Origin of the sequence: Nonlabens dokdonensis DSW-6 (assembly GCF_000332115.1) — a bacterium.
GTDB lineage: Bacteria > Bacteroidota > Bacteroidia > Flavobacteriales > Flavobacteriaceae > Nonlabens > Nonlabens dokdonensis.
In genome coordinates this window covers 3,577,654-3,601,803 of record NC_020156.1, presented here as the reverse complement: position 1 = coordinate 3,601,803, position 24,150 = coordinate 3,577,654, and the positions used below count along the sequence as shown (strand labels likewise).

General features: G+C 35.8%; 18 protein-coding genes and 1 pseudogene. 8 read left to right on the top strand and 11 right to left on the bottom strand.

Annotation, left to right across the window (positions count from 1 at the left end; translation table 11 throughout):
* Positions 1-18: 18 nt before the first annotated feature.
* A complete protein-coding gene (gene udk / locus DDD_RS15870) occupies positions 19-627 on the bottom strand; it encodes a uridine kinase (protein ID WP_015363975.1) in 609 nt (202 codons plus the stop codon).
* Positions 628-774: 147 nt separating this feature from the next.
* Positions 775-1,524, bottom strand: a complete 750-nt coding sequence (locus DDD_RS15865; protein ID WP_015363974.1) for an outer membrane beta-barrel protein — start codon at positions 1,522-1,524, stop codon at positions 775-777.
* A gap of 119 nt (positions 1,525-1,643) precedes the next feature.
* On the opposite strand from DDD_RS15865, the gene DDD_RS15860 reads away from it, so the two are divergent.
* Positions 1,644-1,829 (top strand): CsbD family protein, encoded by a 186-nt coding sequence (locus tag DDD_RS15860; protein WP_015363973.1) that lies wholly within the window; start codon positions 1,644-1,646, stop codon positions 1,827-1,829.
* Positions 1,830-1,837: 8 nt separating this feature from the next.
* Complete coding sequence (locus DDD_RS15855; protein ID WP_015363972.1) at positions 1,838-2,125, top strand: 4a-hydroxytetrahydrobiopterin dehydratase; 288 nt, start codon at positions 1,838-1,840, stop codon at positions 2,123-2,125.
* 119 nt (positions 2,126-2,244) lie between these two features.
* Here DDD_RS15855 and DDD_RS15850 read toward each other — a convergent pair whose 3' ends face one another.
* The 6 genes from DDD_RS15850 to DDD_RS15825 form a co-directional block, all read right to left on the bottom strand.
* Entirely contained in the window at positions 2,245-2,568 is a 324-nt protein-coding gene (locus DDD_RS15850) for a translation initiation factor (protein WP_015363971.1), read from the bottom strand.
* A 27-nt stretch (positions 2,569-2,595) separates the two neighbouring features.
* On the bottom strand, positions 2,596-3,147 hold the full coding sequence (locus DDD_RS15845) for a mechanosensitive ion channel domain-containing protein (RefSeq protein ID WP_015363970.1): 552 nt from the start codon (positions 3,145-3,147) through the stop codon (positions 2,596-2,598).
* A complete protein-coding gene (locus DDD_RS15840; RefSeq protein ID WP_111474763.1) occupies positions 3,144-4,061 on the bottom strand; it encodes a septum formation inhibitor Maf in 918 nt (305 codons plus the stop codon). Before DDD_RS15840 ends, DDD_RS15845 begins: the two co-directional genes overlap by 4 nt.
* Before the next feature lie 67 nt (positions 4,062-4,128).
* The gene (locus tag DDD_RS15835; protein WP_015363968.1) at positions 4,129-5,511 is read right to left on the bottom strand and encodes an autotransporter outer membrane beta-barrel domain-containing protein; all 1,383 of its coding nucleotides are present in this window, start codon (positions 5,509-5,511) and stop codon (positions 4,129-4,131) included.
* A gap of 208 nt (positions 5,512-5,719) precedes the next feature.
* Positions 5,720-7,720 (bottom strand): excinuclease ABC subunit UvrB, encoded by a 2,001-nt coding sequence (gene uvrB / locus DDD_RS15830; protein WP_015363967.1) that lies wholly within the window; start codon positions 7,718-7,720, stop codon positions 5,720-5,722.
* 92 nt (positions 7,721-7,812) lie between these two features.
* Positions 7,813-10,782 carry a T9SS type B sorting domain-containing protein gene (locus DDD_RS15825; protein WP_015363966.1) on the bottom strand — a complete coding sequence of 990 codons (2,970 nt, stop codon included), beginning with the start codon at positions 10,780-10,782 and terminating at the stop codon, positions 7,813-7,815.
* Between the two features lie 108 nt (positions 10,783-10,890).
* Between DDD_RS15825 and DDD_RS15820 the strand changes: the two genes are divergently transcribed.
* On the top strand, positions 10,891-11,781 hold the full coding sequence (locus DDD_RS15820; RefSeq protein WP_015363965.1) for a DUF6252 family protein: 891 nt from the start codon (positions 10,891-10,893) through the stop codon (positions 11,779-11,781).
* 77 nt (positions 11,782-11,858) lie between these two features.
* Here DDD_RS15820 and DDD_RS15815 read toward each other — a convergent pair whose 3' ends face one another.
* Positions 11,859-12,920, bottom strand: coding sequence for a branched-chain amino acid aminotransferase (locus tag DDD_RS15815; protein ID WP_015363964.1), 1,062 nt, complete (start codon positions 12,918-12,920; stop codon positions 11,859-11,861).
* Positions 12,921-13,006: 86 nt separating this feature from the next.
* Here DDD_RS15815 and DDD_RS15810 point away from each other — a divergent pair, with 86 nt between their 5' ends.
* From DDD_RS15810 to DDD_RS15800, 3 genes are all read left to right on the top strand, one after another.
* On the top strand, positions 13,007-13,561 hold the full coding sequence (locus DDD_RS15810; protein WP_015363963.1) for a DUF4920 domain-containing protein: 555 nt from the start codon (positions 13,007-13,009) through the stop codon (positions 13,559-13,561).
* A complete protein-coding gene (gene mnmD / locus DDD_RS15805) occupies positions 13,562-14,245 on the top strand; it encodes a tRNA (5-methylaminomethyl-2-thiouridine)(34)-methyltransferase MnmD (protein WP_015363962.1) in 684 nt (227 codons plus the stop codon). It begins immediately after the preceding gene.
* An 80-nt stretch (positions 14,246-14,325) separates the two neighbouring features.
* The gene (locus DDD_RS15800; protein WP_015363961.1) at positions 14,326-15,783 is read left to right on the top strand and encodes an aminoacyl-histidine dipeptidase; all 1,458 of its coding nucleotides are present in this window, start codon (positions 14,326-14,328) and stop codon (positions 15,781-15,783) included.
* A gap of 140 nt (positions 15,784-15,923) precedes the next feature.
* On the opposite strand, the gene DDD_RS15795 is transcribed toward DDD_RS15800, so the two are convergent.
* On the bottom strand, positions 15,924-16,940 hold the full coding sequence (locus tag DDD_RS15795; protein ID WP_015363960.1) for a helix-turn-helix transcriptional regulator: 1,017 nt from the start codon (positions 16,938-16,940) through the stop codon (positions 15,924-15,926).
* Positions 16,941-17,174: 234 nt separating this feature from the next.
* Here DDD_RS15795 and DDD_RS15790 point away from each other — a divergent pair, with 234 nt between their 5' ends.
* The gene (locus DDD_RS15790) at positions 17,175-18,599 is read left to right on the top strand and encodes an RtcB family protein (protein WP_015363959.1); all 1,425 of its coding nucleotides are present in this window, start codon (positions 17,175-17,177) and stop codon (positions 18,597-18,599) included.
* Between the two features lie 134 nt (positions 18,600-18,733).
* Here the strand turns inward: DDD_RS15790 and DDD_RS15785 are convergent.
* Positions 18,734-19,619, bottom strand: a pseudogene (locus tag DDD_RS15785) (dienelactone hydrolase family protein).
* Between the two features lie 218 nt (positions 19,620-19,837).
* Here DDD_RS15785 and DDD_RS17405 point away from each other — a divergent pair.
* Positions 19,838-23,992, top strand: a complete 4,155-nt coding sequence (locus DDD_RS17405) for a reprolysin-like metallopeptidase (protein ID WP_015363957.1) — start codon at positions 19,838-19,840, stop codon at positions 23,990-23,992.
* Positions 23,993-24,150 lie beyond the last annotated feature (158 nt).

The window sequence follows — 24,150 nt, the reverse complement described above, 5'->3', positions numbered from 1 at the left end:
AACTGGAAATTTAAGAAATTATCCCAGCTTTTGATCAATAATCGTACGTAAGATTTTAACACCTACCGTATTAAAACGATTAGTAGGAATAATGACATCTGCATAGAGTTTAGTAGATTCTATAAACTGCTCGTGCATAGGTTTCAATGTATTTTGATAACGTTCTAGCACTTCCTGAAGATCGCGTCCACGGTCTGCAATATCCCTTTTAAGCCTGCGTATTAAACGTTCATCACTATCACAATCGATGTAAACTTTGATATCAAATAACTCGCGGATGCGTGGCATGGTAAGGATAAGAATTCCTTCAACGATAACAACTTTTGATGGCGCGGTTTTAATCGTTTCTCCTGTTCGATTATGCTCCTTAAAACTGTAAACTGGTTGATCTATAGAATTTCCTTTTTTGAGCTCTAGAAGGTGTTTTTCTAGCAAATCAAAATCTATACTTTCTGGATGGTCAAAGTTGATTTTTGTGCGCTCTTCATAACTGAGGTCGCTGGTATCTTTATAATATGAATCTTGAGAAATGACAGTTACCTCGTGATCTGGATACTCATGTACCATTTGTTCCACTACCGTGGTTTTTCCACTACCAGTTCCACCTGCAATCCCTAATATAAGCATGAGTTATTTTTTGTTTTTGCAAAAGTAAGGTTTTGAACTTATATGAAAAGACAAAGTCTAGCTCTCAATCAGAACTAATTCACTGGAATTTTAACTGAAAATTTCTAGTTCAATATTCTTGCTTTTCCTTAACTAAAGATCAAACTTTTAATCGTCTAAACGATCTTCTCCATTGCTATACTCTTTACCTATAGCAATTTTAACTCCTACATTAAAGAGTATATTAGAAATATTTATATCGTTTTTTAGGGCAGGCTGGATAACCGTTGTAGCATTCTCGTCTCTATAAGAATAACTTAAAGGGTTTCCCAATGTTGTATTGAATTGAGGAGAAAAGAAAACTTGCACTGATCTACGGAAGTAATAGTTAAACCTCAATCCTCCTTCTATGTACATACTAGATGATGACGAATTTTCATTATCACTAGAAAAAGGCATCGAATTCCCAATACCTACCTGAGAAATACTATTTTCTGGATTGTTTAAAAAGGCAACTCCAGCTTTTGCAAAAACATCAAATTGAAATCGCTTTTTAGTAAAAGAATAGGTCGGTCCTATCGCTATAGAAGTGTTGGTATAATTATTATCACTTACGGCTGTGTTCTCGTCATTTCTGAAATCTAAATACCCAAATTCGTTATACTGATGACGCAAACTCACGCCTAACCCTACTTTTTTATTAAAGTAATACCCATATTCAGCTCCTAGATTCAATCCGCTTCTAGAAACATCTTTAAAATCACCAGCTGGCTGAGCAACACCTAAATCAATAATCAAATTATGTCTGGGCACTTCTCTTAAATGTACGGGATCTTTAAAGGTATCTTGATTCAATGAGTCCACCTGAGCGAGACTCATGGAGCAAACAAGTAATAATAAAAGAGTGGTATTTTTCATGGTTTAAAGATAATAGTTTGATGGTTATTATGATTCCATTAATGCAGGATTAAGATTTTTTTGTGTAAGCTTTCGCGAAAGCGTAACTATATTTAAAAATAATCACAAAAACAAATATTATGAGCGACAAGGAACTAGAAGGAAAATTAGATCAAGCAAAAGGAAAAGTAAAAGAAGAAGTAGGTAAAATGACCAATGATTCTTCTACAGAAGCCGAAGGAAAAGCTGATCAGGCCGAAGGAAAAATTAAAGAAGGACTAGGTGAGGCTAAGAGGAAAATTAAAAATACCTTTGACGGTAAATAAATACCAAAATGGAAAAATTAACAGAAGCACAAATTGAAAAGCATTTAGAGAATGTAGAAGGATGGGATTATTATGATGATGCTATTCATACTACATTTGAATTTGATAACTTCATGGATTGTTTTTCAGTAATGACGCGCATTGCGATGGAAGCAGAAAAGATGGAACACCATCCAGACTGGCATAATGTTTATGCTACGTTAGAAATATCGCTTTCTACTCACGATGTCAACGGTTTAACTGAAAAGGATTTTAAACTTGCAGCTGCTATTGAACATATAGTAGGTGACGAGTAATTCAATTTATTCTAAAGATAAAAGCTCCAAAATCAAATTGATTTTGGAGCTTTTTTTATGTTGTTGAATGGAGAAATAATATAGTACAAGACTTTTATCAAACTTACTTATCTTTGAAATCATCCACCGACACGCTTTACTTTAAATCCTTTGTCTTTGAGCATTTCCATGATGCGATCGCGATAATCACCTTGAATGATTATTTGATCGTTTTTAAAACTTCCACCTACTCCTAATTGAGTTTTTAATTCTTTGGCTAAAATTTTAAAGTCTGCTGTTGCTCCTGTGTAACCATCGATAATGGTGTTTACTTTTCCTTTACGTTTTTCAAACTTACATTCTAGAGGTTGCTCTTGTAACCAGATATTGCTTTTTTCTGTTTGTTTTTCTTCTTTGAAGTCGTGATCTGGAAAAAGGTTTTTGAGCTGGTCGCTTAAGTCCATAATAAGCAATTTTAATTTATATAATTATTAAACTGTAGGATCTGATTCTTGATCATTAATGTCAAAAATAGATTCCTTTCTTTCTTGAAGTATAGATACTCCTTTTTGAAGAAGCAAATTGTTTGGGTAGGTAATATTCTCACCTTCGTCTGTAATGAGTAAGGTATAAAAACCTTTTATATCACTTATAACGGCGGTTACCGGTAAGTCTTTATCATGAATACGAATGCGGTCACCTATCTTGAACGGAAAGGTAAAATAAAGAATAAAACTGGAGGTGATATTACTTAGAATACTCCAGTTTGCAAATAATGCAACACCTACTACTGCAAAGGTAGATCCTAGTGCAACAAAAAATCCATCAGTAGAAAAACCCCAAACGAGAATAATTGCAATGACACAAATACTCCAAATTACATAGCCAGTATATCTGTTTAGATATTGTTTACGTAGTTCTGTTCTAGAAACTCGTTTAGATAACTTTATCGCACTCCAAATAATAAAACGATGTGTTATAAAAGTTAACAATAACAATGATAACGTGAGTATAACTTGTGGTCTCAGTAAAAATTCTTTCATAAACCTAAATTATCTCTTAAAACAGCATCTTTATTTGCGTTCTTTCCCCAGTAAGCAGTGTTTATGGTTTTCTTGAGCGTACCAGAGGAAACCATGGGTGCTGCTCCGTCTTTATAACGATCCATCCATGAAAGAATTTTATAAGGAAATTCTTTTTCGGTTTTAAAAGCAATGGTTCTACCTAGATCAGTGAATTTAACACTGTACAAATAACCATCAGGGATTTCACTAAGTTTAGCAACAGCATCATAAGGTTTGGCTTCCATATGCTTTAATCTCAAATATTCAGTGCTTGGAATTACCTTTAATTCGCCTGTAGGCATGTCTTTAGGGTCAATTCTTAGTTGCGCTGCTATTTGGTTTTCAGTTATTACGTTATCGATTTCAAAATCTTTATTTCCTTCACTTTGAAAGTAGGAGTGAAGCGTCACATCATAACTAGCTTCATTTTGATTTAATTGCATGTAAGTGTGACCACACCATTCTTGAATAGAAGTCGCTATTTTAATCGCATTATCTTTTTTGTCCAGTGGCAAAAAGGTGCTGCTCATTATTTTATAAGGATAAATTCCTGTGTAGAAATCTCGAGTTGCATTTAATTTAAGAACAGGTCGATTGTTTTCTTTATGTTGGTCTGCTTTTATTTGATCTTTATTATCAAATGGCTCAGTAACAAAAATCATCACACCAGTTCCTTCTCTCATCTCACCATAACGAGCAACGCTGATGTCATAACTCGATATCTCTGCCGTACCGTTATACCAGTAGTCTTTGAATTCTTGTGTTAGTTGTCTGTTTTCTAATTGTGAAACAGGTTTTTCAGCTTTTGTGGCTGGTGTATTATTAGCTAATTCAGCATCGTTTTTACATGACATTAAAGTCAACACAACTATTAAGGTATAAAAAAACTTCATAATTTTTTTTCAAAGTTATGAAGTTTATATTTATGTAGTGTTAAGCTTTCGCGAAAGCGTAAATAACTTACAGCTTAGTAATCGTTAAATTGGTTTTTGGCCCAAACTCGTCAACCGTGAAATTAGCATAGGAATCCGGCATTAAAAATTGGATTTTAATATTCGCGTTTTCTAGCAAAGAAATATTTGCGTTTACTTCTCTAGAAACCGTACCAGTTCCTGAATGTGAATATTCTATTTGTTTATAAAATACATAACTATCATCTCCACCGTCGTAATCAACCACCACATTAATACCAAATCTAAATGTGTCTCCAGTGGTAAAGTCAGAAGTAACCATTGCATTTATGTTATAGACACCATCTGCAGGAGCTGTATATACACCATTTGAATTATCATAATTAGCACTAGTCACAGTTTCATTACTGAAAACAACATCTTCCCAATCATCATTTGTATCACCTTGTGCAGGGTTGTTCAAAGTGTATGTAGTCCCAGATACATCAGCTCTAGAAAAATCTGAAAGACCACTCCACGTTGCTGCACCAGTACCATCTGTAGTCAGTACTTGACCAGCCGTACCAGAATCTACTGGCATTGTGTAACCATCTGTGTCACCAGCGTTTCTTATCGCAAATGAATCTCCTTGAAAATATCCAGAAAACGAATTATTTGAGCCATCGTTCAAAGCAATACTTCTTATTCCATAAACGGTTCCAGTTGCACCTGCATTACCTGCTCTTGTAGAAATTCCATTAATATCTTGTCCTGAAGTCGTGCTTGATCCTATTACATTTCTGATGCCATAATTGGTGAAATTACTATTATTATTAACAGCAACTACATTGTCGATACCAATGTGAGCGCCTAAACCGGAAACAGAAACTTCATTAGCAATACCTATCTTATCTCGACCTGTTGTACTTGTATTGGTCAAATCTAATGTTTTAGTATCTGGCGTTGAAGCCGCTGCCGCAACGCTTGTATGCCTATTAGTCACGCTTAAAATCGTTCTTTCTTCTGAAGCCACAGCGCCTGGATTCTCTACTGTTACAACAGCCGCAGCAACTGATTCTGTTCCAAAAGAGGTTCTTCCAGTTCTTACGATGTCAGAAGTTGTAGAAGTAGCATTGTCAGTTGTTCCATCGGTATAAAATGCAGATGTAGCATTCACGTTTTGATAAGACGTCCCATTAAAGTAGTAAAAACCTTCGGCTGCATCGTTAGAATCTAAATACAAAATAAGTCCTGTCTGAGCAACACTAGGTAAAGCGGCTCCAGTAGGAAGAACTGGGACTTTTGGGATAATAATTCCATTAAACTCACCGCTAGCAAGGCCAGTATTTGAAATAATTTCCAAATCGGCAGTAGGAGCGGCAGTGCCTATTCCTACTTGAGAATACGATAAAAGACTTGCAAAAGAAAATAAGATACAGTAGAAAAATTTCATAGGGATATATTCATTGTATTAGCCTTTAAAGATAAAAATTTAATTGTTTTATAGAGTATGAAAGTTAATATCATACTATGGAAAAATCCATTCAACTCTATTTTAAATCGCTTAGACTTAAATAAACGTTTATACGTTTTAAATCATCGATTAAATAACCTCTTAAAAAGTCGATAAATGGTACTTGGAACTTATGCGAGCCAGTTATCTACAAGTTTTTGACTTTTTCTTGCATCATTTTAATCTGATCGCGCAATCTTGCAGCTTCCATAAAATCCAATTCTTTAGCAGCTTTTTCCATCATCTTACGAGTATCTCTTATTTTCTTTTCCAGCTGTGCTTTAGAAAGGTATTCTGCCTCTTCTTCAGCAGCTTTCATGGTCAGCGTTTCTTCGATAGCATAAGTAGCTGCATTTTTACGATATAATGCAGTTTCTAATTTCTTTTTAATAGCAGTTGGCTTTAAACCGTTTGCCTCGTTATAAGCGATTTGTTTAGAACGTCGGTATTCTGTTTGATCGATCGTTTTTTGCATGCTATCTGTAATCTTGTCGGCATATAAAATGGCCAGACCATTTACATTTCTTGCTGCACGACCTATGGTTTGGGTTAAGGATCTATTATTACGTAAAAATCCTTCTTTATCTGCATCTAGAATAGCAACAAGAGAAACTTCTGGTAAATCCAGCCCTTCTCGCAGTAAGTTTACACCTATTAAAACATCAAATACTCCACGTCGCAAATCTGACATAATTTCCACTCGCTCCAAAGTATCTACATCACTATGTATATAGCGACAGCGCACATTGATACGTGTTAAGTATTTAGTAAGTTCTTCTGCCATACGTTTAGTAAGCGTAGTGATCAAAACGCGCTCATCCTTTTCTTCTCTTATGCGTATTTCTTCAACCAGATCGTCTATTTGATTTTGACTCGGTCGTACTTCAATAATAGGATCTAATAATCCGGTAGGTCGTATGATTTGCTCAACATAGATACCTTCACTTTTTTCCAACTCATAATCTGCTGGAGTGGCACTTACATACAATACTTGATTTTGTAAAGCTTCAAATTCTTCAAATTTAAGAGGTCTGTTATCCATTGCGGCCGGAAGTCTAAACCCATAATCTACCAGATTTTCTTTGCGAGATCTATCACCACCATACATGGCACCTACTTGAGGAACGCTTACATGACTTTCATCGATGATCATTAAGTAATCGTCTGGGAAGAAATCTAATAAACAGAAAGGTCTTGTACCAGGCAAGCGACCATCTAGATAACGACTGTAGTTTTCTATTCCTGAACAGTAACCTAGTTCTCTGATCATCTCAAGATCAAATTCCGTACGTTCTTCTAGTCTTTTAGCTTCAAGTGGTTTTCCTATTTCCTTGAAATACTCTACTTGTTTGACCAGATCTTCTTGTATGGAATGAATCGCGCCTTGCAATATGTCTGGTGAGGTAACAAACATATTTGCTGGGTAAATAGTAATTTGGTCATACTTTTCAATAACCGATCCATCTACTGGATTGAAGCGTTCTATTTCTTCAATTTCATCACCGAAAAAATGAATCCTAAATGCAGTATCTGCATAACTAGGAAATACATCCAGTGTGTCTCCTTTAATCCTGAAATTACCTCTATTAAACTCTGCAGTAGTTCTTGAATATAAGGATTGCACTAATCGATGCAATAAAGCTGTTCTTGCAATAACTTCATCTCGCTTAATGCGTACTACATTTTTTTGAAATTCTACCGGATTCCCTATACCATACAAGCATGAAACCGATGCCACAACAATAATGTCTCTACGACCAGAAAGTAGGGAAGAGGTTGTGCTCAATCGCATTTTCTCTATTTCTTCATTGATAGATAGATCTTTCTCAATGTAAGTTCCGCTGGAAGGTATGAATGCTTCTGGCTGGTAATAATCATAGTAAGACACAAAATATTCTACCGCGTTATCAGGAAAAAAGTCCTTGAACTCAGAGTATAATTGCGCCGCAAGAGTTTTATTATGACACAGTACAAGAGTAGGTTTTTGCACTCCTTGAATCACGTTTGCCGCAGTAAAAGTCTTACCACTTCCGGTAACACCTAAGAGTGTTTGATACTTTTCGTTAGCCTTGATTCCTTTGACTAATTTATCTATCGCCTGAGGCTGATCTCCAGTAGGAGAAAAGTCTGATATAATATTAAAATCCATGAAATGTAAAAATAAGATTTTTGTAATTCCGCTTTCGCGAAAGCGAGGTTAAAAAAACACTTTTTATTCATAAAAGAACTCTGGAGAAAGAATTATCTCTTTAAAGTAAAATGGCCTTTAAAACTGCGTCCATCGTTCAGTTCAACGCGATACCAATAATCTGTGCTAGGCATAGGATTACCGATGTACATGCCATCCCAGCCTGGTCCGACGGGACTTAATTGTTTCAATAATTTACCAAACCGATCAAAAATAAATATTTCTGCATCAGGTTCTGTTTCTATGGCGGTTACCTGCCAGTAGTCATGAAAACCATCTTGATTAGGCGTGAAGTAAGGTGGTGCCGCTATTATAGTTGCAGGAGCGGTTTTTAAATCACAACCGTTTAAATCGCGTACATATACCGTATAATATCCAGGAAGTAAATTTGTGAAAACATTACTGCTTTGGTAGAAAAAATTATCAATGCTGTACTCAAAAGGCCCATCTCCAGTAACTGAAACGGTAATGCTATTTTCTCTTATGGTGAATTGTTGTACTTCTATATCTACGATTTGAGTTTCTAGATAATTAGTGACTGTGGTAGAAGTGGTGTCTTCACAGCCGTTGAAGTCCGTTACTGTCACGGTATATGTTCCGTCTTGACTGACAGTAATATTTTGTGTGGTCTCTCCAGTATTCCATAAGTAGGAGACAAAACCTGAACTAGATTCAATTATGGCTTCATCATCTTCACATTTTGAAAAATCAGGTGTTGAGATTACTACTGGCTTAGGCAAAACTTCTAGAACTAAAGGTTGAACATCATAACAAGTAATCAAGTCGTTATTCTCTAAACGTACCCAAATGGTTTGTTGAGGTGTTAAATTCTCGTACTGAAAATTGAGATTGGCAATATCAGATTCTGCTTCCTGCTGTGTCGCATGAAATGTAGTTGTCAAATTACCTAATTGTCCATTTTCAATAGTTGAAACCAAAGAAGCTAGATCAAATAACTCTGTCAGGTCTCTAGACTCGTCGTCACAAATTTGAAAATCATTCAAAACAGGAATGGATGGTTGAGAGATCACACGTAATTGAAAAGACGTGACGTCAAAGCAGTCTGAATTATCGATGTTTTCATAACGCACAAAAACTTCTTCATTGTTAGTACCGTTGTACATGTTGTTCAAGGCGTTTTGATCATTTTCTGCTTCTGTTCTTGAGTTATAAAAAGTATAAGAAAACAAGTTAGGATCTTGAGTTCCTAAACCTTGTATTGCTGCAGCAGTCAAATCAAATAATTCAAATCCATCATTAGAAAAATCGTCGCAGGTGATCAAATCATCAATAGCTACTGGCAATGGGATTTCGGAAATATTTAGATCAAAAGAAGTAGTTACAAAACAACCATTTGAATTGCGATTATCAATGCGCAAATAATAGGTGCCACTTTCATAAAAATCATTATCGCTCAATTGATTGAAATCTTGTTGTGCATCTTGTAAAGAAGAGTGAACACTAACATTAAAGATAGTTGTGTCTTGATTTCCTAAAGCGGTAACTCTTGTGGTGCTAAAATCTATAAGGGCAACACCATCATTAAGAGCATCATCACAGATGTTAATATCAGGTACGTTTTGTATCAATGGCGTATCAACTATAGTAACATCTCGAGTAGAAGTAAAAACCTCTGAAGGCGTATTAATGGTAAGGGAAACCGTGTAGATTCCAGCGGTAGCATAAATATGACTAGGATTGATGATGGTTGAACTATTGTTAGAACCGCTGCTCGGATCGCCAAAATCCCAAAGCACACTGGTATTGGGACAAGTGGCTATATCAACTGCAAAGAATTGAGTGGCAGTACCGCTACAGCCTTCTACTACTCCAAAAGACGGATTGAAAAAGGCATTGTAGAATGGAGGTAAACCTTCATTGCTATTGGTTCCAGGGCTTAAAGCCAGTCCGTCATATTGAAAATTTGATAAGGCTCCAATACCATTTGGATTATTGATTACAGCTAGCCAAGGCTGTTCATCACGAGAGTAATAAATTTTATTATCTGGAGCAATTTGTAAAGCGCCTCGAGTCACGTCATCACTAGCATTTAAAGGGTCACTTTCGTAAATAGTAATTGGGTTATTTTGAAAATTTGCAGCGGTTGTGTCATATTGAAGTAACAATCGTTCTCCAGGTATAAGACCGCTGCCTAAGGTATTTAAATCCACATAAACTAATCTGGAATCTAACGAGAACTCAGTTCCATAAGCTTGATAGGCAGCTGGGAAATTAAGTCTTAAAGGATTACTTACTACACCTGTATTATTATTGAAGTCAAATAACCAAGCACCATAACCAGCTTCGTTAGGATTAGTGAGATCTACATAAAACTGAGTCATCATAGCTACTTTAGTACCATCGGGAGAAACTTTTAAATAACCTCTTTTGTCTGTTGTGCGAGTAGAAGGACTTGCAGATGTCACGGTGGCTGATAAATCTATACCGCTAGGAGTAAGTTTAAAAGCATAAAACTGATCAAAATTTAAACTTCCAGAAACTCTTTCTGCATAGGATACAATCCATGCATCTTGACCATTTGAAGCGACTGCAGCAAACAGTTTTTCTGTGCTGTTAGCCAATAGCTGAATATTTTTTTGTGCGGCAATAACATCTCCAGTACCACCATTTAAATTCATATCAACTACGGTATAATATAAACCAGTCGCTGAATTAATAGAAATAGAAAAAATATAATACAGATTAGAGCTATCTGGTAAAGGAATCACTATAGCAGATTGTGTGCTAGAAGGATTTCCTAACAGATTCATACCGTTAGGCATTATGGAGTGATTTCTATCCCATACTGTAATCCCATCGGTATAAAAAAGTAAAGAACCACAAGCATCAGAAATTGCTGAGCATCCTTCGATGGTATTTAATTGACCAACATCTGTTGGAATAGGAGTACCACTATTGAAGTCTATTCCTGCATTGCTACCAAAGAACCACCAATTTGCTTCATTTTGAGATAAACATGCAGTTGATGTCAATATTAAGAATAGGATGAGGTATTTTTTCACTGTCTAAAAATATGTAATCAATTCTATATCTTCATAAAAATTAGATGTTAATAAAGACTAATTTAAAACGGTAGCGTTAGGTTTTATATATTCGTAAAAAAAATAACAATGAAAAAATTAATTGGAAGCCTTGCTTTTTTTGCTCTTTTAATCTCCTGTACTACCGATATTGAGCCGCTTGACCCTAGCTTAAATCCCAATGGAAGTAACCCTGGAAATGGTAATCCGAACACTAATGCAGTTTTTACTGCAACAGTTAATGGGACAGCCTACGTAGGCTCTATAGTTGAAGCAACCTTAAATAGTGATGGTTTAATCATCGAAAGTGAACAAGGAAATCTTTCGTTAGGTTTTCAAGTTTTTGATCCTGTAGTGGGAACTTTCAATGTGGATACTGCAAGCTCTATGACTGGTGCTCTTTTAGTATATGCAAATGAGCCATCTAATTTAGCATGGATAGCTAGTACCGGTGAAGTAGTTATAACTGAAATTGATATGACAAATCAAACAGTGACAGGAACTTTTCAAGGACTTGCTCAAGAAATATTTGGATCTGATACAGATCGTGCGATTACTAATGGTGTTTTTCAAAACATTCCTTACACAACTGATGAAGGAAGTGATATGGCAACTGCAGATGTAAACGGAATGCCATTTGTTGCTGATTTATTCCCTATAGGAGAAATAAACAATAGACAGACTATTGTTTTTGATAGTGGTCTTGATGAAAGAATCGCGATAAGTGTTCCATCTAATATTACTGCAGGGACTTATCCTATTGAGAATTTTTCAGGTGGTACTTATAGTGGGTATTATGAAAACGATTCTGTTAATATGGGCGCTCAACACGACTCTGTTGCAGGAACTGGATCTATAGTCATTACAGATAGAACAGGCGATGTAATCACTGGTACATTTGATTTTACAGCAACAGATCCTAATAATCCTAGTAGTACGTTCACCATTACAAACGGCCAGTTTGTTGTAGAAATGCTTTAGATTATATATTCATTTCGATAGAAATAAAAATGCCCATCTTATTTAGATGGGCATTTTTTAATTGGTAATAATTCTAATTATATTTTAACTCTCCAGCCGTGTTTATCTTCGGCGCGATTGTATTGAATATCTTTTAATGCTTCTTTTAAACGACTCGCATAAGAATCATCTAATTGCGGCAATTCATATTTAAAGTCTTTGTGTTTGAATCCTTTTATAGGAACGATTACAGCAGCAGTTCCACTTCCAAAGATTTCCTTTAAACTACCATCTTTAGCAGCTTCTCTAATTTCATTTACTGAAATACGACGTTCTTCTACATGGATTCCATGATCTTTTGCCATTTGAATAACACTTCTACGAGTGACTCCATTAAGAATTCGATCGTTATGTGGTGCGGTAAATAAACTGTCACCTATTCTAACAAAAATATTCATAGTACCTGCTTCTTCAAGGTATTCATGAGAAGCGGCGTCTGTCCAAATCACTTGTTGGTAACCTTCTTGAATAGCAAGATTATTTGGATAAAAACTAGCAGCATAATTACCAGCTGCTTTTGCATACCCAACTCCGCCATCAGCAGCACGTGAAAATTCCGAAGCAATGATTACCCTAACATCTCCTTTATAATAAGCAAAAGCAGGAGACATAATAATCATGAATTTATATTCTGTAGACGGAGCAGCAGCAACGCCATTTTCACTAGAAATCATAAATGGTCTTAGGTAAAGAGATAAACCTTCACCGTAGCGTACCCAATCTTTATCTAAAGCCACTAATTTTTTTAAACCTTCCATAAAGATCTCTTCTGGAACTTCTGGCATAGCAAGTCTCTTTGCACTTGCATTAAACCTCTGCCAGTTATCTTCTGGTCTAAATAAGAAAACATCACCAGTGGCGTCCTTAAAAGCCTTCATCCCTTCAAAAATAGCTTGACCATAATGAAAAACCTTACAACTAGGCTCTACTTCAATAGGTCCATAGGGTTTGATCTCTACCGATTGCCACTCACCATCGCGCCATGTACATTCCAGCATGTGGTCTGTAAATGTTTTACCAAAAGTTAAATTATCAAAATCAGTTTTTGCGATTTTTGATTCTTTTACCTTATCTATAACGATTGCGTGCGTGTTGGTCATGGTGTTTTTGTGTTTTTGCAAATATACTTCATTATCATTTAGCATAAATGTAAACGAATCCCTAAATTTGTGTAAAATATAAACACATGAAACAGTTCATCATAGGATTATTTGCATTGACTTTATTAGTAGGATGTAAAGAACAAAAACAAGAAGAAGAAGAAATGCCAGCCGTAAACGACGAGCAAGTTGAAGAAATGGCCTACATGGATTATGGTGCTACATTTTCTAATACCGACGTTATTGACGCTATGGAATTAGGAACGATGTACAAAAACATGAAAGTAGGTGATACCACAACCGTAAAAGTAAAAGGTACCATTGCTGATGTTTGTGTAAAAAAAGGATGCTGGATTAAAATGCCAGTAGGAGAAGAGTCTGCTACCGTAAAATTTAAAGACTACGGTTTTTTTCTTCCTAAAAACGGGAAAGGTAAAGAAGTTATCTTGAGTGGTAAAGCTTTTAAAAACATCACTCCAGTAGATGAATTGAAACATTATGCTGAAGATGCTGGGAAAACTAAAGAAGAAATTGCTGCTATTACCGAAGATGAGGTAACACTTAGCTTTGTGGCAGATGGCGCAATGGTAGAGGAGTTTGAAAATCCAGATGTAGAAGGAGTAGAGAAAACTGAAGAGTAAATGAAACGTGAGATCATGATTACTGGTGATGGGTCAAAAACCATCCACATGCCAGATCTCAATGAGCAATATCATTCTAAACATGGCGCCTTGCAAGAGGCGCTTCATGTTTTTATAGAGACAGGTCTAGAGTACTTTGTTGAGGTCTCGCTTTCGCAAAAGCGGGATTTTAAAAAAGAACCTCTTCATATTTTAGAATATGGTTTTGGTACTGGCCTGAATGCTATGCTTACTGCGCAGCATAAATCTAATACCTTCATGGAATACACTGCATTAGAAGCTTTCCCTATTGCGGCAGAAGAAGTTGAGGCTATTGATTACGGTAAACTTCTTGAAGATCAAGAGTTATTTGCTCAATTGCACAATGCCTCTTGGAATAAAAAAACACAAATCTCCGACTCTTTTTTCATTGAAAAGATTCAAACAACCTTTGAAAAACTAGATTACGATCAAAAGTTTGATTTGATCTTTTTTGATGCATTCGGTCCTAGAACACAACCAGAATTATGGACGCAACCTATATTTGACGCCGCTTTCAAATCGTTGAAAAATGGTGGTGTTCTTACCACGTATTGTGCTGCTGGTCAAGTAAGACGCAACATGCAAAGCGCTGGTTTTACGGTTGAGCGACTGCCAGGACCACCTGGAAAAAGAGAAATGCTTAGAGCAAGCAAAGAGTTCTAATTACCTTATACAATCATTTAGTATTAACTTAAGTATCCTAGCAAGGAGTAACTTTATATTTGCAGAAATCAAAATTATATATGTCACAACAAGTAAGAAATCAAGAGCCTAAATCTTTATGGAATCATTTTTCAGATCTAAACGCTGTTCCTAGACCTTCTAAAAAAGAAGAACGAGTAAGAGCTTTTATGAGAGACTTCGGTAAAAGTCTTGATCTAGAAGTTGTGGAGGACCAGATAGGTAATGTGATTATTAAGAAACCTGCTACCTTGGGAATGGAAGATCGCAAAAGCATTATTTTACAGTCGCACCTAGACATGGTTCATCAAAAGAATAATGATACCGACTTTGATTTTCTTACTCAAGGAATAGTAATGACAGTAGATGGTGACATCATTAAAGCAAATGGTACCACACTTGGTGCAGATAATGGTATTGGTGTTGCCGCAATTATGGCAGTTCTTTCTTCTACAGATATTGCTCACCCAGCAATTGAGGCATTATTTACCATTGACGAGGAAACTGGAATGACTGGAGCAAAAGAGTTAGATAAAAATATTCTAAAATCTACCATTTTATTAAATCTTGATACAGAAGAAGATGATGAGATAGATATAGGTTGCGCCGGTGGAGTAGATGTCACTGCTACTAAGAAGTATGAGTTGTTACCTGCTAAAAATAGTTTTGTTTCTAAAAAGATAACTGTAAAAGGTTTGAATGGAGGTCACAGTGGTATGGATATCATTAAAGGCCTTGGTAATGCAAACAAAATGATCAACCGTCTTGCCGATGCTATACAGCGCAAAGCATCACTTCATTTTCAATCGATTCAAGGTGGTAGTTTAAGAAATGCCATTCCTAGAGAAGCCGTTGCCGTTTTCAGTATAGAAGAAAGTGAACTCGATCAAGCAATGAAAGCTTTTCAAAGTTGCAAAGCAGCAATTGAAGACGAGTATAAGTCTTTAGAAAAGAATTTATACATAAGCATAGAAGATGCTCCAAATGATGAAACCTTAAGTGCAACAGATAGCAAGCAACTTATTTATGCCTTACTAGGTGTTCATAATGGTGTTTATAGAATGAGTCCAGATATAGACGGACTGGTAGAAACTTCAAATAACCTTGCCAGAGTAACGTTGAAAAATGGTGACTTGCAAATCGCTTGTTTAACTAGATCTTCAGTAGATAGTTCTAAAGTAGATCTTGCCATGAGCATTGCAGCAGTAATGAAACTGGCTGGTATGGAAACTAACTTATCTGGAGATTATCCAGGATGGCAGCCTAATCCTAATAGTGCGATGCTAGAAATAGCAAAATCAAAATATACAGAGCTTTTCAACCATGAACCTAGAGTTGTTGCATGCCATGCAGGATTAGAATGTGGATTACTAGGAGAACGTTATCCTGGTCTAGACATGATTTCTTTTGGTCCTAACATTAGAGGAGCGCACAGTCCAGATGAGCATGTAGAGATCAAATCTGTGCAGAAATTCTGGAGTTTACTTCAAGAATTATTGAAGGAGATTCCAAAGAAATAGAACATATTTCAATTAGATAAATTGCTCAAAAAGTAGGTAACTATTTTTTGAGCTTTTTTTATGATCCCGCTTTCGCGAAAGCGGAACCAAACGTTTGCAATAACAAGATAAGTTTTTATTAGTAATACAAATTATAGCAGTTATTTTTTACGATACACCTGAGCCGCAAGTTGGGTTTTTCTTTTAATGCGATGTCGTAAATTTCTAGGCTTTAAGATTTCAATAGATTCTCCAAAACCAAGAATCAATCGATCTAATTCAAAATTTAAGCTTACAAAAATCTGGAAGGTAATACTACCGTCATCATTCTTAGAAAGGACTTTTTGAGAATGATGAAAAGGTTTTGTCATTACATAAGGCGCGTTCTTCTTGTCTAATTTAAAAACAACGTGTGCAGTATTGTGATGGTCTAGAACGGTTACACCTATGGTGTTTTTGTAATACTCTTCTGGATGAAACTCAGCATCCTGATAATCTATGTTCAAATCGTAATCGATAGATATAATACGATCCAGGGCTAGTGTTTTAATCACAGGAGTATTTTCATTAAGTCCTACAAGAAACCATCTATTATTATACTCTCTCAAAAACTGTGGATGAAAAGTAAACTGTTGTGAAGATTTTGCTTGAAACGACTGGTAGGTGATGACTAGAACCACTTCCTTAAGAATAGCCTGATACAACTCATCTAAGTATTCTAAACCTTTAAGTTTATCATTTTTCTCCAGATAGATAATGGGCGGTTTATTTTTTTTCTCCGTGTAGATTTTATCTTCCAGCTTATTGATAATTACATTAAGCTCGTCAAAGAATGAAAAATCTTTAAACTGTCGCAACATTTCCATGGTCTCAGTGAGCACAGACATATCTGTGCCGGTAATAGGAATATCAGTAATACTATAATCTGGATCACTATAGCGGTAATATTTACGATCGTAGACTTCTATGGGTGCATCGTAACCTAACTTATCACTGCGCAAAGTTTGAATATCTAGCTGTACAGTGCGTTTGCTAACATTTATTTCTCGACCTTCTAAATCATACAATGCCTGAGAACAATACTCTACTAAGTCGTCCAGAGTCCAGGTTCTATAGGTATTCTGTAAACAGCGATCTATAGTTTTATATCTTATGAGTGCATTTTTATTAATAGCCATAGGTCTGTTTTAATGATAGTTAGGATAGTTGTAATTCCGCTTTCGCGAAAGCGGAACAGCAATAACTATTTACAATGATAAACATCTTTTTTAACTACGCAAAAAGATTGCGTAGTACTGTATGCATATTTGTTGCATAGTTAAACAGAAAGCGATTCAAGGCTTTCAAAAATGTAGTGCTGCGTCATACGAGGAGATGGCGCAGCTTATTAAAAGAATGTAAAATCAAATAAGATGAAAAAAGAAACCAACCAAACGGACTTCAAAAATATCACTGGTAAAGAAATTGTAGCTTTAGGTTACCCAAGTGGACAATGGTTTACAGAAGCCATAAATCATATAAATTCTAATCAATTAAATCTGGAACAAATGGAAGCTTACCTAGAACAATTTAGGTTACCACCAGAAGTAGGGATTCATGAAAAGCCAGTACCTTTTTCTATTAATCTAAAGGCAGAAAATGAGCAAGAAGAAGATAATGTAGGAAAAGTTATTGCAACTATGAATGCCGTTATGAAAACGCCTACTGTTGTTAATGGAAGTGTGATGCCAGACGCTTGTCCAGCTGGACCAGTAGGAATGATTCCTGTAGGTGGAGTGGTAGCTGCAAAGAATGCGATCCATCCAGGTATGCATAGTGCAGATATTTGTTGCTCTGTGATGTTAACCGATTTTGGTGATGCAGATCCTAAAGAGGTTCTGGATGCGGCAAGTGCTACAACGCACTTTGCACCTGGAGGAAGACCTAGAGGACAACAGTTTCAACTTCCAGAAGAGTTGAGAGAAGAGTTTGAAGCAAACTTCTTTTTGAACAGTGCGCGAAGTATTTCACTAGCACAAGAACATTTAGGAACTCAAGGTGACGGAAATCACTTTTTATTTGTAGGTAAAAGCAAGCTGACGGGAAACACGATGATGATTACTCATCATGGTTCTCGTGCGCCAGGTGCAAGATTGTACTCGCAAGGAATGAATGTTGCAGAGAAGTTTAGAAAATTGATCTCGCCACAAACCATGAAACAGAATGCATGGATCCCTTTTGACACGCATGAAGGAGAGAAATATTGGGAAGCTTTACAAACGATTAGAAAATGGACTAAATTAAATCATGAATTGATTCACGATGGCGTTAAAGAAAAAATAGGGGCGACTGTCAAAAATCGTTTCTGGAACGAGCATAACTTTGTTTTTAAAGATGGTGATACTTTTTACCATGCAAAAGGAGCGACACCTCTTGATCCTAAATTTATGCCCGATATTACTGGTCCACGATTGATTCCACTTAATATGTCAGAGCCAGTTTTAATTGTAGAAGGTGCAACGACAGCAACTAATTTAGGCTTTGCACCGCATGGCGCTGGACGTAATATGAGTAGATCGCAACATAAGCGTAATCTTGCTCATAAAACTGATGAAGAGATTTTTATTGAAGAAACAAAAGGACTTGATATTCGTTTTTACTCCAATGAAATTGATATTTCTGAACTTCCTAGTGCGTATAAAAATGCGGCGGCGGTAAGACAGCAAATGGAAGATTTTAATCTTGGGACGGTGATTGATGAAGTCATGCCTTACGGTTGTATCATGGCTGGCGATGTAGATAAAAACGCACCTTGGCGAGTAAAAAGACGTAAAAAACAACTGCGTAACAAGAAGTAAACAGAAAGCTCAAAAAATAGTCCCGTATTTTTTGAGCTTTTTTCGTTTCATGTTATTATCTAGCCATTTACAGCTAGTAAAACGTCATGACAATAGGTGAAAAAATCAATTGATAGTTCAAAGTAAACTTTATTTTACTTCAAATGCTTTTTGAAGAAATCTATAGTTCGAGTCCACGATAATTCTGCCATTTTCTTATCGTATCTAGGCGTTGTATTGTTATGAAAACCATGATTCACTTCTGGATATATATGCTTGATACTCGATGTTATTCTTTTGTAAAACAGCCTCATAAGCTGGCCATCCTGCATTTACTCTTTTATCTAATTCACCATACTGCAACAATAAGGGCACTTTGATTTTTACGGCATCTTCTTTTTCAGGTTGTCTCCCATAATAAGGAACTGCTGCTCCCAATTCTGGTAAGCGAACGGCCATCATATTTGCAATATAACCTCCAAAACAAAAGCCTACCACTCCTATATGTCCATTGCAATTTTCGTGCGCTTTTAGATATTCATAAGCAGCTATAAAATCTTCAAGCATTTGATTTCTATCTCTTTTCTTTTGTAAAGTTCTACCATCGTCATCATTGCCAGGATAACCGCCCAAAGGTGTTAAAGCATCTGGAGCGAGAGAAATAAAATTTTCTTTTGCAACGCCTCTTCCTACATCTTCAATGTAAGGGTTAAGACCTCTATTCTCATGCACGACTATGATACCTGGCAACTTTGTCTTGGTATTTTTAGGAGTAGATAATAAGCCTTTCATCTTACCAGCACCTTTAGGAGAATCATAAATTATATAGTCGCTATCTAAACTAGGGTCGTCTGGACTTACCAACAAAGTTTCCATATAATCTGGAGACATAAAACTTAGTAAAGAACCTACAGTTACTCCGCCTACTGCATAAATTCCTAATTTTTCTACGAACTGCCTACGGTTTAATTTATTATGAGCATAATCATCATATAAATCAAAAACTTCCTGCTTTATATCTTCTTTTTTTAAATCTTTCATGGTCAACAATTTCCATGAAATTTACAATATTCTTTCTCAAATATTTGATTTATGAAAACTATAGTCGGTAAACATGAAAAATTGTTCGAAGCAACTTTGTTTGTATTGAACTTTATTACGCACCATTTTTCAAGAGGTTAAAAATCTTTACTTCATGATTATGAGTTTGTTAGGTAAATTTTGATTACTTTTCCTCTCCACAAATCAAAATTGCTACTATGTCTTTAAAATCCGTATTAACAGCTATACTTTTACTAGTTTCAGTATTTCTTTTTGCACAAGAAAAAAAATATTGGGATATAACAAACGTTGAAGGCATTCCTCAAGAGGACGTTATTACTTATTCGACAGATGTATTGAATCCTATTTATTTTACTTTAGACAGCAGATCTGTTTCAACTCTTTTGTCGAATGCCCCAAATAGATTTGAAACTACAAATTCTCCTATAAAATTAAATATACCTAATCCTCAAGGGCAACAAGAGATTTTTGAAATTTTTTCGACACTCACTATGTCTCCAGAATTATCAGAGCAACTGCCCGATGTAAAAAGCTTTGTAGGAACAAATGTAACTAATCCTCTACACGTACTGAGAATTACCATAACACCTCAAGGTTTCTTTGGTATGACAACTGGATCTGACTTTGGTCAGACTTACATAAACCCTTATGCTAAAAACACTAATATTTACACTGTCTTTAGTAAAAGAGACACGAGAAATACTAATCAAAACTCATTTGAATGTGGAGTAAATACTATTAATATTTCTACTACCTTTTCTACTCAAGCTCCTATTAGAACAAAATTTATTAGTGAAGGAATATTGAGAAAATACCGTCTTGGAGTAGCTACTACAGTGGAATACTCTGATTTTCATTGGCAAGCTGCAGGTTTAGCAGCAAGTGCTAGTGATACTCAAAAGAAAAATGCAGTTCAAGCAGCTATAGTTGTTACAATTGATCGTGTAAATCAAATTTATGAAAGAGATTTAGGCGTAACCTTAGAGCTTATAACCAATAATCAAGATGTTATCTTTTTAGGAGATACAGCTATGGATCCTTATACAAATAACAGTGGTTCTACGATGTTAGGTGAGAATCAAGCTACGTTCAACAGTGTAATTGGTAGTGGAAATTACGATATAGGGCACGTATTTAGCACTGGTGGTGGAGGAATTGCCAGTACTCCATCTGTATGTAATACTAATTTCAAAGCTCGTGGAGTTACAGGTCAAGGAAATCCAGTAGGTGATTTTTTTGATATTGATTATGTAGCTCACGAAATGGGACATCAGTTTGGAGCAAACCATACCCAAAATAACTCTTGTCAAAGAAATTCAAATACAGCGGTAGAACCAGGCTCAGCAAATACAATAATGGGTTATGCAGGTATTTGTGCTCCTAATGTTCAAAATAATAGTGATGCCATGTTTCATTATGTAAGTATTTTAGAAATAAGCAACTTTTTTACGGTTACCAACAATTTGAACACAGGTAACTGTGCAACAGAAATAATTATTGCAAATGATGAACCTACTATCACCCAAAGTCCCAACTACGTCATACCTAAAAGCACTCCATTTTTACTGGAAGCAACTGCTACAGACTCTAATGGAGATATCCTTACTTATAGTTGGGAGCAGATAGATAATGACGTCGCTGCTATGCCTCCTTTAGAAAATTCAACGATAGGGCCAAGTTTCAGAACTTACCTACCTACAGCCAGTCCGATTCGTTATTTTCCCTCAATGAGTACTTTAATTACAAATTCTTATTCCAATACTTGGGAAGTTCTACCATCTGTGAGTAGAACTATGAATTTTGGTCTTGTTGTTCGGGATAATAACATTTTAGGAGGTCAGGTTTCTACAGAAACAAGTATTGTAACCGTTAATGATGCGGCAGGACCATTTAGGGTAACGTCGCAAAATACGGCTGGAAATTCATGGGTTGCAAATAGTTCCAAAACCATAACTTGGGATATTGCTAACACTGATGATCCGAGTGGTGTAAATGCGCAAAATGTAGACGTTCTTCTTTCTACCGATAACGGTTTAACTTATCCTACCATTTTAATCGCAAATACGCCTAATGATGGTAGCGCAGATATTATTGTGCCAGACGTACAAACTTCAAATGCACGTATTATGGTAAAAGCATCAGATAACGTTTTTTTTGATATCAATACTCAAGCATTTAGTATAGGAGTTGAATTTATGCCTGTTTACTGCGATGCCGGTGCTGCACAAACAAGTTTTACTAATATTTCTAGAATTGAATTTAACACTATTGATAATTCCTCTTCAACGTCTAGTAATGGGTATGAAGATTACAGTAACCTTTATACATTACTATCAAGAGGGGAATCCTATACTTTAACAGCTTCTTCAAATCCTGGACCTTTTATAGGAGATGAGCTTTATGTATGGATCGATTACAACAAGAACGGAAGCTTTCTTGATCCAGGAGAACAAGTTATAAATGATGATGCTGCATTCCCGTATGGAGGAAATATCACTATTCCTAATAGCGCATTTCTAGGAGAAACTAGAATGCGAGTACGCATCAATAATGCAGATAGTGGAACTTCTAATACTACACCTTGTGGCGATTCTTCATTAGGAGAAGTTGAAGACTACACCGTTGTTATTTACGAGGATTATGTGCATTACGATAATACGTGGACACCTACAAACCCAAGTGGTGTCTCTACAACTGGAGATAACATTCTTGTTGTAGATGGTGAACCGACGCTTACCGGAACAACTGCAAGTAATGACCTTACTATTTTACCATTTAAGACATTGAGTACGGATGGTATTCTTGATGTAAATGGTGATATTACCAATGATGGAAAGCTGGTTTTTAAAAGTAATTCCACTACAACAGGACAATTAGATACATTTACTGGAAGTATTTCTGGTGAAGGCTCTGTAATTGTCGAGCGATTTATACCAGGTAAAAGAGCATATAGATTTTTATCGAGCTCAGTAACTACTAACACATCAATTAAAAATAATTGGCAAGAAGGTGCTGTAAATGCAGGAGATAATCCTAATCCCGGATTTGGTACTCACATTACTGGTTCGATTATAGGAGCTAATGGTTTCGATGCTACAGGATCAGGGAATGCTTCTATGTTTGGATACGATAATATCAATCAGACGTGGACACAGGTATTAAATACTGATGTAAATACACTTACAGCCGGAACGCCTTATCGATTATTTGTTAGAGGTAGTAGAATAGTGGACCTTAGTTCTAACCTGTCTCCAGCAGATGCAACAACCTTACAAGCTACAGGAAGTTTAGTTATAGGAGATGTTACCGTTTCAAACATCGGTTTAAATGCTGGAGAATTTAATTTTATAGGAAACCCATACCAGTCATCGGTAGATATGAATTTAGCGCTTGCTTCCTCTTCTAATATCAATCCTAATTTCTATTATGCTTGGGATCCTCAATTAGGGGCTAGAGGTAGTTACGTCACAGTAAATTTACCAGCAGGTTCAAATACTTCAGGATCTATGGCAAATAGATTTTTACAACCAGGTCAGTCTATTTTTGTAACTACTTTAGCAAATGGAGCTGGTAATGTACTTTTTACAGAGGCTCATAAGGCAGCAGGAGAAAACACTAATACATTTTCGACACCTTTAAATAATGCTTCCATAATAGGTCAATTGTACAGAATTGATGATGGTTTCGTTGCTAGTTCATTACAAGACAGTTTTGGTGTTTTCTTTAATAGCACATCTAGCAATGCGGTCGATTCCTTTGATGCTTCCAAAATTTTTAATCAAGATGAAAGCATAGCAGTTGCATATGGGGCTTCATTACTAGCTGTTGATAATAGACAACTACCTAATAACTCAGAGGTAATTCAACTCAGTCATCATACCTACCGTACTGACGCTTATCAATACAAATTAATGATAAATAACGTTTATGGTAAACTAGTGTATCTTGAAGACACATATTTAGGTACTATGAGTTTATTAAATGATGGAGTAAACCTTTATAATTTTACTATTGATGCTTCTAATAGCTCGGCTGCGTCAGACAGGTTTCAAATTAAAATAGAAGCTCAAACCTTGGGAATGGAAGAGAACGAACTTTCTCTTGGACTGGAATTACTACCCAATCCTGTAAATTTGGACTTTGCTCAAATCAATATTGTAAATGCTAATTCAGAAAATGACTCTTCAGCACTAATTTATAATTTGGCTGGTCAAAAGCTGTTTGAATACCAATTAGATTTCTCAAACGGATCTTCACAAATTACAGGATTATCGAGGCTATCTTCTGGTGTTTACTTCTTAAAAGTTACATCTGGTGATCTATCTCAAACGTTGAAATTTCTTAAAGAATAATATCGCTTTATCTAAGCTATAAAGTTGAAATCTAGGTTTCGCTTAACTAAAATGAAAACAGCTAATGAATCAAATTACTTTAAGGTTGTAATTGATTAATTATTAAAAATTAGAATGAATCAATTTTGTATTCCGCTTTCGCGAAAGCGGAATACAAA